Origin of the sequence: Psychromonas sp. (genome assembly GCF_047632995.1) — a bacterium.
Classification (GTDB): Bacteria; Pseudomonadota; Gammaproteobacteria; order Enterobacterales; family Psychromonadaceae; genus Psychromonas.
Genome location: NZ_JBLIEK010000019.1, coordinates 33,841 through 46,211 on the forward strand (window position 1 = coordinate 33,841; position 12,371 = coordinate 46,211).

Genomic DNA, 12,371 nt, shown 5'->3' on the forward strand with positions numbered 1-12,371 from the left:
GCTTTTTATTAAAAATGAGAGGCTGCCTAAGTTCTGCAGGAAAATTTTTGAGGTCTGTTAATAAACCCCAAAATACACATGTCAGCTACTAATGTTCAAATTGATGCCCGATCAGCTCAAATCGCCAGCCTGTCAATAATTTAGGTCTGTCAGCGCGCTCTCTTTGGATATCGTCGAGTTTCCATAACCAGCTTAAATATTCATTGATAATACGTTTAGAAGCGATTAACTCGATAGGTAAATCATGTTCTTCAGCACAGAGTGTGATTTTGTCTCGCATCGATTTAAGTGTTTTCTTGTAAGCGGGAAAATCCACTAAACGTTTAATAAAAGGGGGATAACTGCTTTCATCCTGCTTTTCTACTGCATTGATAATATTCAAAACGGTTTGACCGTGGATTCGGATTTCACTTGGTGATAAATGCAAACGGTGCAGATCATCAATAGAGGCAGGGCGATAATTTGCTAATAACCAGAGGTGGTCAGCTTTAACGACAAAGTTAAGTGCCAGATTGCGCTCTTTTGCTGTATGCAAACGCCACTTAGCCAGAGCTTTGATAACAGCAATGCCTTGTCTGTCTAATTTAAATAGATTATTTAACGACTTATAAGCATTATCCGGATCTTCTTTTTTCATTTTAAGATCCATAATTGTCTGACACTCTTGTTCAAAAAATCGGGTCATGTTTTTATTTTCAAGCTGCTGCTGCAATTTTTCCAGGCAAGGTTGCAGATGTAATACATCAGCCGCCGCATAATTGAGCTGATTTGCCGTTAGCGGGCGTGCACACCAGTCAGCACGAGATTCACCTTTATCGACGATCACATCTTGCAAGATTTCAACCATTTTAGCGTAACCAAGTGACGCGCCAAAATTCAAGAATGCGCACGCGACCTGTGTATCAAACAGTTTGAAATTGAGATCGCCCTTATGATCACGAATGATTTCTAAATCTTCACTGCTGGCATGCAAAATCAAATTTTTCCCATCAACTGCCAGCCAAAATTCAGATAGGTCATTGATAGCAATCGGATCGATTAAGGTGATTTTCTTATTTTGTGAAACCTGCAATAAACCAAGATTAGCGACGAAGGTACGAGTACGTACAAATTCAGTATCGAGAGAGATAGGGCTATTATCGAGTGCGGTGACAAAGTCATGCAATTGCGCTTGTGTAGTAATGATTTCAAATTGCATAGATATTCCCAGAGATAAATTTAATCACCATATCTTACGGAATTAATCGAAAATCATCCATTTATATTCAAAAAAGTCCTGTCATTAATTTATTGCAGCAGACATTGTGCGTTAAGCTATTGGTAAAAAAAGTTTTAAAGTGAATATAAGTTGTTATTAATTGCATAAATAATCAATAATAGAAATGATTTTTTAGCTCGTATCTTGTGAGATTGATGCTGATCAATTAGAATGAAGATTCTGGAAACCTCAAACAATCCATCTCTGATAATGATCCTAATCGGGTATCTATCAACGGACGATAGATTGTAATAGCAAAATGCGTATAGCGTGGTAAGGAAAACAATGACTAAAACTATGTATGAAAAGATCTGGGATGAACATTTGGTTTATGAACCAGAATCAGGTTCTCCGCTTCTGTATGTTGACAGACATCTGATGCATGAAGTGACAAGTCCTCAAGCTTTTGAAGGTCTTCGTCTAGAAAACCGTAAAGTGCGCAACGTACACAGCATCCTGGGCACTATCGATCACTGTGTACCGACAAAAGATCGTTACAATATTGTTGATCCTATTGCGAAAAAACAAGTTGAAACCATGGCCGCAAACTGTGCTGAAAATAATATCAACCTGTACGGCATGGACAGCAACCAAACTGGCGTTATCCATATTATTGTACCTGAGCATGGTTTTATCCATCCGGGCATGGTGGTTTGTTGTGGTGATAGTCATACTGCAACACACGGAGCATTTGGTGCTTTAGCATTTGGTATCGGTACTTCTGAAGTAGAACATATATTGTCAACACAAACGCTGCAGCAGAATAAAGCTAAAACTATGCTGGTGAAAGTTGAAGGCAAACTTCCTGATTTTGCAACTGCGAAAGATATTGCACTGGCAATTATCGCTGTGACTGGTACTGCTGGCGGCACGGGTTACGTAATGGAATTTGCGGGAGATACCATTGTTGACCTTACAATGGAAGGTCGCATGACACTTTGTAATATGGCAATTGAAGCGGGTGCTCGCGCCGGTTTAGTCGCGCCAGACCAAACTACATTTGATTACCTAAAAGACCGTGAATTTGCGCCTAAAGGTGATGATTGGGATGCAGCTGTTGCATACTGGAAATCGTTGACGACAGATCAAGGTGCTGAGTTTGACAAGGTTATTACGCTTAACGCCAAAGATATTGCACCGCAAGTTTCATGGGGAACATCTCCTGAGCAAGTTGTTTCGGTAGACTGTGTTGTTCCTGCACCAAGTGATTTTGACGATGCAGTTAAATCACAAGCATGTGTAAATGCACTTAAATATATGGATCTGAAAGCGGGACAAAAAATTACTGATATCAATATTGATATCGTATTTATCGGTTCTTGCACAAACGGACGTATTGAAGATTTCCGTGCCGCTGCGGCATTGCTGAAAGGCAAAAAAGTGGCTGCAGGCGTACAAGCTATTGCAGTCCCTGGGTCTTTCCCGGTGAAACGTCAAGCTGAAGCTGAAGGTCTAGATAAAATATTTATCGACGCCGGTTGGGAATGGCGTGATCCAGGTTGTTCAATGTGTCTTGCAATGAACGGTGATGAGCTGAAAGCGGGTCAACGTAGCGCATCTACTTCAAACCGTAATTTCGAAGGTCGTCAAGGTAAAGGCGGTCGTACTCACCTTGTTTCACCTGCGATGGCTGCGGCTGCTTCAGTTGAAGGCCATTTTGTAGACATTCGAGATTGGAAATAGGGAATAGATAATGCAACCATATATTAAACATACGAGTATTGCGGCATTAATGGATCGCAGTAACGTTGATACAGACCAAATAATTCCTAAAAACTTTATGAAAAAAGTGGAACGCACAGGTTTTGGTATTCACCTGTTTCATAACTGGCGTTTCCTTGCCGATAACGTTACACCAAACCCGGATTTTGAGCTCAACAAACCGGCTTTTAAAGGCGCTAAGATATTAGTTGCCGGAGAAAACTTTGGTTGTGGCTCTTCGCGTGAGCATGCTCAATGGGCAATCGCAGATTACGGTTTCAACACCATTATATCAACAAGTTATGCTGATATTTTCTTCAGCAACTGTTTCAAAAACAGTATTTTGCCTATTATAGTCAGCAAAGAGCAACTTGCTGCATTAATGGCTGAAATTTCTGCAAATGAAGGTGTTGCGTTTAGTGTTGATCTTGAAGCACAAAAATTGTCGACACCTGGCGGTATTGAAATCAATTTTGACGTTGATCAGTTCCGTAAGGAAACCTTGCTTGAAGGTCTTGATGACATAGCATGGACGTTGAAACACGAAGATAAGATCACCGCGTTTGAAGAGAAACAGAAAAAATCACTTCCATGGTTATGGAAATAATCATCACGTTAAAATTTTGAAAGTGCAATGATTAGATTTTTGTAATAAAAGGCGCACCTGTTGCGCCTTTTTATTTATTTTTTGAGAGAAAACTTATCGGATTGATTTTAATACTCAATTCAATAAGCTTTTAAACCCGTTTATAGATGGAGTAAGGCAATGACGCAGCAAAATGCCACTGTGCAGTTAATGGATACAACCTTACGTGATGGCGAGCAGACTCAAGCTGTTTCATTCTCTCCTGCTGAAAAAGTCAGTATCGCGAAAGCACTATTGCAGAAGCTAAAAATTGACCGCATCGAAGTTGCATCAGCGCGCGTTTCTGAAGGTGAGAAAGAGGCGGTGACAAAGCTTAACCGCTGGGCGGCTGCAGAAGGGGTGGTTGAGCGGATTGAAGTACTGGGCTTTGTCGATCATACTTTAAGTGTTGATTGGATAACGGACACCGGCGGCAGGGTATTAAACCTGCTTGCCAAAGGTAGTTTAAAACATTGCAGTGATCAGTTACGTAAAACACTCGATGAGCATATTCATGATGTAAAGCAAACGATTGAATATGCACAGCAGCAGGGATTAAGCGTAAATATTTACCTTGAAGACTGGTCAAATGGTTATAAAGACAGTCCTGAGTATGTTTATGATATGGTTGCTAAACTGCAAGATAGCGGCATCCAGCATTTTATGCTGCCTGATACCTTAGGCGTGATGTCTCCCGATGAGGTCTTTGCCAGTTTAAGCGATATGATTGCTCGTTTCCCCCATTTACAGTTTGATTTCCACCCGCATAATGATTACGGCCTGGCAACCGCTAATGCGATGTTTGCAGTCAAAGCCGGAGTCTCTTCGATTCACTGTACGATGAACTGTTTAGGCGAACGTGCGGGGAATGCTTCATTAACTGAAGTTGCGGTAGTTTTGCAAGATAAACTTGGCAAAAAAGTGAATATTGATGAAAGTGAAATCCACAATTTAAGCCAACTGGTTGAAAACTTTTCAGGCAAACGCATTGCTGATAACACCCCAATTGTGGGTGCCGATGTATTCACCCAAACCAGCGGTATTCATGCTGATGGTGATACAAAAGGGGGGCTGTATATATCCGCATTAACACCCGAGCGTTTCGCACGCTCTCGCCGTTATGCACTTGGCAAAATGAGTGGCAAAGCTTCTCTGGCTAAAAACTTACAAGCGATGGATATCGAGCTTGATCCTGATCAGCAGAAAAAACTGTTGAAACGTATCGTTCGACTGGGCGATCAAAAAGCCAGTATTGGTGCTGACGATTTACCTTTTATTATTGCGGATCTTTTAGAACGCAACGATTATAATTATGTTGAGCTATTAAACTGTTCAATTAACTCAGGTTTAGATCTTGAATCGACAGTCAGTATCCGGGTTCGTGTTAACGATAAAATTTACAAACGCAGCGGTAGCGGTAATGGCGGTTTTGATGCCTTTATCGGGGCGATGAAAAAAGTATTAGCGGAAGAGCATTTTGAATTTCCAGAGTTACTCGATTATCAGCTGCGTATTCCCCCTGGTGGACAAACAAGTGCATTAACAGAATGTTTGGTGACTTGGCAGGATAATGGACAAAGATTAACCACGCGAGGGGTAAATTCTAATCAAGTGTTAGCCGGTGTTGGCGCTACTATCCGTATGATTAATTTGAAGATGCATAAGTAACCTTGCACAAACCACCGGCCCTTCACTTTTCTGGTGGTTTGCCGCGTATGAATTAAGCGCACTTAATGCGCTCTTTTTGTGGAGAGTAATGTAATGGCCAGCAAACAGACATTAGATAACAGTACTATTTTAGAGAGTATCTCTGATGGTGTCTTTAGTGTTGACCGAGACTGGAAAATTAGCTCGTTTAACCGCGCTGCTGAGACCATTACAGGTATTAAGCGTAATGCTGCATTAGGGCGGCATTGTTCGGAAGTTTTTCGTTCGAGTTTATGCGGTGAGCAATGCGCCTTGCGGGAAACACTGCGCACGGGTAAACCGATTATCGACAAGCGTTGTTATTTTATTAACAGTCGTGGCAGAAAAATTCCTGTTACCTTATCAACCGCAGTGTTAAAAGATCATTCAGGAGAGATAATCGGCGGGGCGGAAACGTTCCGCGATATATCGGAAATAGAAATATTAAAAAAGCAGCTTGATCAACAGTCAAAAACCCCACTTTTAAGCAGCCATAGTGACGCGATGAAATCGGTGATAAGTCTGGTTGAAGCAGTAGCGGATACCTCTACAACGGTATTGATTAATGGCGAAACCGGAACAGGAAAAGAGGTGGCAGCCAAAGCGCTACATTATTTAAGCAGCAGAAACCAAGCCCCCTTTATCGCCGTTAATTGTGCCGCATTACCGGAAAATTTATTAGAATCCACCTTGTTTGGTCATGTAAAAGGGGCGTTTACTGGCGCACTTGAAAACAAGCTGGGCTACTTTGCCAGAGCAGGTAAGGGAACCTTGTTTTTAGATGAGATCGGCGATATTTCGCCTGCACTGCAAGTGCGTTTATTGCGGGTTTTACAAGAACATGAGTTTGAACCTGTTGGCAGTAATAAGGTAGAAAAAACGCAAGCCAGAATTATCACAGCAACCAATAAAAATTTATCGGATTTGGTGTCTCAGGGTAAATTCCGCGAAGATCTTTATTACCGTTTAAATGTGATTAAAATATCTTTGCCGACATTGGCACAACGATTTGAAGATATTCCTTTTTTAGTAGAAGCTTTTATTAAGCGCTTTAATCAACTGCATAATAAATCGATTCAGGGGATCAGCGCAGAGGCACTGCATTCTCTGCAGTCTTATGCCTGGCCGGGCAATATTCGAGAATTGGAAAACAGCATTGAACGTGCTTGTGTGCTATCGCAAAAAGATTATATTCAACTGAGTTGTTTTCCCTTTGCCGAGACGGCAAATTTAGCGCTGGAAAAGCGGCAAGGTGACATTCCAGGTGCGTTGGGAAGTGGCAGGGAGGAGGCTGAAAAACAGGTGATTATGGATGCCTTAAAAAATAACCACAGTAAAATAGCAACGGCAAAAGCATTAGGGATACATAAAACTACGCTATTTCGTAAAATGAAGAAGTACGGAATAAGCTTTTAAGCTTATTCCCGTATTAAGGTATTGATATCAATATAAATTAATAAGGAAGCACACTTTGAAAAACACAGCGATTTTAGGAGCAAGTCATAAACCGGATCGATATGCATATAAAGCATTAAAAATGTTAGAGGAATATAAACATGTGGTTCATCTCATTCACCCACGTTATAAAAAGGTTGAAGGTTATAATGTTTTTCCTAATTTAACTTCATTAAAAGATCGCCATAATGATATTCATACTCTAACTGTTTATGTAAACCCTAAAATTCTAGAGTCATATCTTGATGATATTTTATACTTAGCGCCTAAAAGAATTATTTTAAATCCAGGGACTGAACATTCTGAGCTACAAGCAAAATTTATTGAGAATGATATTGAAGTTGTTATTGGCTGCACGTTAGTAATGCTAAGAACAAATCAGTTTTAATGATCATCTGAGTTAAGTGAGAACGTTACCTTAAGCAACAGCGCCTTCAGACTTAAATAAGCATATTAATTTTGTATATAATAATGAGAATTTTAGTCTGTTGACACTCGCGTGATTTTACAATTTCTATTTGATCTGTTTTGTTAACAAAAAGGCAAAAGGAATCGAGCCAATCGCTAAAACGTTGCAGATAATATAGGTTGTTTGCAGGCCTAAATTATCTCCTAAAAGTCCAACGCCAAAGATAACCATTGAGGAGATACTAAAGCTTATCAACATATACATACTGTTCATAAATGTTGGCATATGGGTGTGTGTGTCCTGCACACTGGCCATAATCACTGGACCTGAAGACAAAAGAAACAGACCTAAAAAGGCGAGTATATAGATACTGCCGAAGTAGATAAAAAGCCCCATGCATAAAGTTGAGGCAATACTGCTAATAAGCAGCGTATTTTTTCTACCTATCCTGTCAGATATATTTCCGGCAAAAAAAGCCCCCAAGACACCAAAAAACTGCAGGATAGATAAAGAGATACCTGCGTACCAAAGACTCTCCCCCTGACTTGTTAAATAGACAGGCAGATAAAGTGTTACGGCACTTTTCATCCCCGCCTGAAAAAACAGATAAGAGGCCAAAACTGTAAAAAATGGTGTGTATTTTTTCAATAGTTTTCTGGTATCACCTTTTTCCTTTGCTTTTCTAATCGGGCGATGCAGATCAATATCTTTGAGTTTCAGGTATAAGATAAAAGATGCTATCAGGCCTAAAGGCATTAGTTTATAGATCCCTTCCAATCCCCAAAGAGTGACGGCAGCTGTTACGAGTAATGGTCCGATTGTTCTTGCCGATTCTCCACCGACCATAAACCAGCTCATGCCCATTCCTATTTTGTCGCCCGATGCTTCTTTTATAATTACTGGAGAAGGTACATGGAAAAGTGCAGAACTGATTCCTGATACAAATAACAGGATAAAAAGAACAGTATATGATTGTGCAAGCCCAATTAAACTCATTGATATTGCCGTGATTGCAGGCGTTAAAATCACAAAATACTTTACCCCTGTTTTTTCAGCGAGCAGGCCAAAAAACGGATTTAAAAGTGTCGGAATTCTTCTGGCAATCTCTAATAAAGCACTTATTGATAAAGACATTCCCAATTTTTCGATCAAAAGGGGTAATAAGGGGGCTAAAAATGCTGAATATGTGTCATGTAGCATATGCGCGGCAGAGATAGTAAATACCTGCGATTTTTTAAACTCTTTGTTACTCATGATTTCCCATTATCTGGTTTTGTTACTGATTGTGCTTATAGTTAGGCTGCTGGGCCGCCCTTAAATAGCGCGTTCAATAGTAGATTTCTCTGACTGTTATAGTGTCAGTTGCAATCCTGCTTTGGCAGTTTGCAGCTTATTCTTAAATTGTTTTTTGAGTAATAAGATAGAGTTATCGCCCGTGCAATGTGCCGGGTAGATGGTTTCAATATGTTGCTTATTTAAATAATCAATGGTGCCGTTTAGCCGTTGTTGATTTGCATTTACCAAGTGCAAACCGCCCAGTAAATTATTGATTCGCGCAGCTTCGCCTGTTTGCTGTTTGATATAGTTAAGTGTATTGATAATGCCGGAATGGCAACACCCGCAAATAACTGTCAATCCATCTTCTGTTTCAATCCACAGGCTCATATCATCATTGAGTTGATCGACCTGCTTTTTCTCTTTATCTAGGAAAAAAGGGCCGCCGGTATCTTCAATCTCACAAAGACGTGGGATCTGACCTGTTAGCCAAATTCCTGAGCATATTTCAGTCGGACTAGTGATAAATTTTTTTTGATTATCAGGGAATGCCTCAATTGCCTCGACGACCGTTTTTGTTAAAGAGATAGTGCGGGGGGCTTTATTAGGGTGGAGCGAGTAGCGGGTTTGCATGCAGTCGGGATGTGCATAAAAAAGTGCATCAGGGTTGATGTCTAACAGGCGTGCTAAATTACCACCATGATCATAATGGCCATGGCTTAGAATAATCAGATCCAGAGAGTGAAGGGGGGTAGCTAATTTTTCTGCATTATAAAACAGTGCATCATTTTGCCCGTTATCAAATAAGATCCGTTTGCCTTGCTGCTCAATTAAAACAGACAGGCCATGTTCATGTTTCAATCCTGTTTCTGCCCGGTTATCAACGAGCAATGTGATTGTGGTTGTCATCATTTTTCCTTATTGGCGTTTCATAAAACGTGCTGTACTTTTAGCCATTAGTTGTTGCTTAACATAGATCTCTGCTTCCACTTTATAAAGTGATAATGAGTGTTTGTTTATTTTTCCGCGGATCAAGATCTCTGCGTTAAGCGGGATCTCGGCAAGATAGCGGATATTTATATCTGCAGTTACCGCTTGTGCACCTTGGTTAAAAATAGATTGGCACATCCCTGCATCGAGTAGTGCCGCAATAAAACCGCCATGTAAAATACCTTGGTAACCCTGCTGGTGGATACTGCCTTTAGCCCTTGCCCAAACAACTCCCTGCTGATCACCATAAAAAGCAAGTTTTAAACCGAAAGTGGACTGCTCCCCACACAACATGCAGTATTGATGGTTTGGCTGTTTAGCGACTTGCCCTACCAGTAAAGTTGAATCAATAAGATCAAGTTTATTAATTTCATTTTGTAATAATATTTTTTCTGGATTATTCATTTATACTCTTTTTAGATTATTGAAGAAGGTATTTTACTTTCATCCTCAAAGGAGGATGGGGTTGAACGGGTATATATTGTTAATATGCAGTGGCATTGATATACCCGAACGATATTACCGAAGGTTATTTATATCTCTTTTTTACAGAAATACCAGTCGGTACATTCATAACCTTCACTCATACGACTTTCTGCTGCAGCACTATCCTGTGGTGGTGGTACTATAACTTTATCACCCGGCTGCCAACCTTCAGGCGTGGCAACTTTATGGGCATCCGCTGTTTTTAAAGCTCGAAGTAAACGTAAAAACTCAGGAATTGAACGGCCATTACTCATGGGATAGTAAACCATTGCTCTTAAAACACCCTCGGGATCGATGATAAAAGTAGCGCGTACTGCCGATGTGTCGGAGGCACCAGGATGAACCATTCCGTATGACTTAGCCACGGACATCGATAAATCTTCGATAATTGGGAATTTTATATCCACTGAAAATTTCTCTTTTATATTACGTACCCATGCAACATGGCTGTAATAACTGTCAATGGATAAACCTAGTAGATCTGCGCCTTCTGCTAAAAATTCATCATGATGTTTGGCGAAAGCGATAAACTCTGTTGTGCATACGGGTGTAAAATCTGCTGGGTGAGAGAAGAGTATTAGCCACTTGCCTTTGTAATCAGCTAGTTTTTTTACGCCATGTGTTGTTTTTGCTTCAAAAGCAGGCGCCGGCTTATTCAACTGTGGGAATGCAACTATATTTTGTTCAATATCGTTCATATTAATTACCTTTTTATTAATCCTATTGAAGCAAATCTTCATAGTGTGGTTAAAAAATTATTTATATAGTCGCTACTTATCAATCGATGCATTAAGAAATTCTAGTATATCAATACTGGAAATAACCCCTTCGATCTGACCTTTTTTATTAGTGATAAGCACCTTGTAGTTATGGGTACGTTTCATCTCTTTAGCGACTAAGGCTATTGGTTGTTGTATATCCATTAGAGTCGGTTTTATTAGCGTCAGGCTTGATAATAATGTCTGCATCGATTTCTCTTCTGCTACTAAATTAAGAGCTTGCTTAAGAGTGAGTATGCCCGTTATTTTTTCGTGCTGATCGAGTACCGCCAGAGAATGAATTTTCTCTTCTGAAAGTAGATGAATCGCTTGCTGTAGTGTATCTGACTGGTGCAGTGAGAATATCCCTTCATGTATAAACTGCTCGGCAATAGGTGCTTCTGCTTTGCCATAAATTTGCTCGGTAAATTTAACTACCCATGCACCCATCTGCACTTGAATAACATAACCAAGTGAAATCACTAATGCGATATCAGAGCCTTCCTCACCAAATGCGGTCATTGCTATCGCCAGAGCGATAGATAGATTACGCATTACACTACCGTAAAGCAGTGCAATCGCATCCTCACGGTTAAAGAACAGTTTTCCAATAACAGTGCTGATAATGAAATTGCTTACATAAAGTAGTAAAAGCGGTATAAAAATATTAACTAATAGAAATGGATCATGGAAAATTGTTTTTGCTTTTAGTGCCATTGCAACAAATACAATACCCAACACCCCTAAGGTTGATATTGGCGTAAATTGATTTTTTAATTTCTCCTGATAATGTGCCATACCGTACCGGCGAATGAGCGTTCGTTGAATAAGGTGACCAAGAATAAGCGGGATAATGATAATAATAGTAATCTGCTGGATGATTTTTATCATCTCAATTTCTACTTCTGCGCCCATCAGCTGATTAATATAAAGTGGGGTTAGGAGAGAACCGAGTAACAGACCAAAAATGGTCATTTTAATGGCGGCAGCCATATTCCCTTTTGCCATACCCGTCCATGAGATAGTCATACCTGATGTCGGTAGCAGACCTGTTAATAAAAGTCCTAATGCCAGATATTTATTATCAGAAAAGAAGGCTAAACCGATAGCAAAAGCAATAAATGGAGTAATTGCAAAATTAAGAAACTGAGTCACAAACTGTACTTTCATATCCCCACCTTCAAATACCTTACGGATAGGCAGGGTGATCATCATAGGTAAAACCATAAGGAAAGTAAGCGGGATAATCAGATTTTTAAGATAACTCACCTCACTGAAAGAGCCATAAATTAAGGCAAGTATCATAGTCAACGGAATGCTGAATATTAGATTTTTTTGCAGCCAAGATAATTTGTTCATTGTTGCCTTATATTACTTGAAAATAATAAACCTGCTTTTTTACATTCTTCTTCAATAAAGCAGGTCTATTTTAGGTTAGACGTTTGTTTTAACCCTGTTGCTCTTGACCATTTGCTACGCCTTGTCCGCGACCTTGGCCGTTTGCTATGCCTTGTCCGCGACCTTGGCCGTTTGCTATGCCTTGTCCGCGACCTTGGCCGTTTGCTACGCCTTGTCCGCGACCTTGCCCGTTTGCTTCGCCTTGTCCACGACTTTGGCCGTTTGCTATGCCTTGTCCGCGACCTTGGCCGTTTGCTACGCCTTGTCCGCGACCTTGCCCGTTTGCTTCGCCTTGTCCACGACTTTGGCCGTTTGCTATGCCTTGTCCGC

11 protein-coding genes and 1 pseudogene are annotated in these 12,371 nt (G+C 40.3%); 5 read left to right on the top strand and 7 right to left on the bottom strand.

Translation table 11 applies throughout. The features are described 5' to 3' along the window. Positions 1 to 88: 88 nt before the first annotated feature. On the bottom strand, positions 89 to 1,198 hold the full coding sequence (gene rnd / locus ACJAT7_RS05410; protein ID WP_415225783.1) for a ribonuclease D: 1,110 nt from the start codon (positions 1,196 to 1,198) through the stop codon (positions 89 to 91). Positions 1,199 to 1,543: 345 nt separating this feature from the next. Between rnd and leuC the strand changes: the two genes are divergently transcribed. From leuC to ACJAT7_RS05435, 5 genes are all read left to right on the top strand, one after another. After that, complete coding sequence (leuC, locus tag ACJAT7_RS05415) at positions 1,544 to 2,941, top strand: 3-isopropylmalate dehydratase large subunit (RefSeq protein WP_415225784.1); 1,398 nt, start codon at positions 1,544 to 1,546, stop codon at positions 2,939 to 2,941. Positions 2,942 to 2,951: 10 nt separating this feature from the next. After that, positions 2,952 to 3,566 (top strand): 3-isopropylmalate dehydratase small subunit, encoded by a 615-nt coding sequence (gene leuD, locus ACJAT7_RS05420; RefSeq protein WP_415225785.1) that lies wholly within the window; start codon positions 2,952 to 2,954, stop codon positions 3,564 to 3,566. 159 nt (positions 3,567 to 3,725) lie between these two features. Further along, on the top strand, positions 3,726 to 5,252 hold the full coding sequence (locus ACJAT7_RS05425; RefSeq protein ID WP_415225786.1) for an alpha-isopropylmalate synthase regulatory domain-containing protein: 1,527 nt from the start codon (positions 3,726 to 3,728) through the stop codon (positions 5,250 to 5,252). A gap of 93 nt (positions 5,253 to 5,345) precedes the next feature. Beyond that, on the top strand, positions 5,346 to 6,686 hold the full coding sequence (locus ACJAT7_RS05430; protein ID WP_415225787.1) for a sigma-54 interaction domain-containing protein: 1,341 nt from the start codon (positions 5,346 to 5,348) through the stop codon (positions 6,684 to 6,686). Positions 6,687 to 6,741: 55 nt separating this feature from the next. Further along, complete coding sequence (locus ACJAT7_RS05435; RefSeq protein ID WP_415225788.1) at positions 6,742 to 7,113, top strand: CoA-binding protein; 372 nt, start codon at positions 6,742 to 6,744, stop codon at positions 7,111 to 7,113. Positions 7,114 to 7,239: 126 nt separating this feature from the next. Here ACJAT7_RS05435 and ACJAT7_RS05440 read toward each other — a convergent pair whose 3' ends face one another. From ACJAT7_RS05440 to ACJAT7_RS05465, 6 genes and pseudogenes are all read right to left on the bottom strand, one after another. Next, positions 7,240 to 8,388, bottom strand: a complete 1,149-nt coding sequence (locus ACJAT7_RS05440; protein WP_415225789.1) for an MFS transporter — start codon at positions 8,386 to 8,388, stop codon at positions 7,240 to 7,242. A 96-nt stretch (positions 8,389 to 8,484) separates the two neighbouring features. Further along, positions 8,485 to 9,318, bottom strand: a complete 834-nt coding sequence (locus tag ACJAT7_RS05445; protein WP_415225790.1) for an MBL fold metallo-hydrolase — start codon at positions 9,316 to 9,318, stop codon at positions 8,485 to 8,487. Between the two features lie 9 nt (positions 9,319 to 9,327). Then, the gene (locus ACJAT7_RS05450) at positions 9,328 to 9,804 is read right to left on the bottom strand and encodes a PaaI family thioesterase (protein WP_415225791.1); all 477 of its coding nucleotides are present in this window, start codon (positions 9,802 to 9,804) and stop codon (positions 9,328 to 9,330) included. Positions 9,805 to 9,932: 128 nt separating this feature from the next. Then, the gene (locus ACJAT7_RS05455) at positions 9,933 to 10,583 is read right to left on the bottom strand and encodes a peroxiredoxin (protein WP_415225792.1); all 651 of its coding nucleotides are present in this window, start codon (positions 10,581 to 10,583) and stop codon (positions 9,933 to 9,935) included. 72 nt (positions 10,584 to 10,655) lie between these two features. Beyond that, a complete protein-coding gene (locus ACJAT7_RS05460; RefSeq protein WP_415225793.1) occupies positions 10,656 to 12,002 on the bottom strand; it encodes a bile acid:sodium symporter in 1,347 nt (448 codons plus the stop codon). Between the two features lie 88 nt (positions 12,003 to 12,090). Then, positions 12,091 to 12,371 (bottom strand): annotated as a pseudogene (locus ACJAT7_RS05465) (hypothetical protein); the annotation flags it as partial.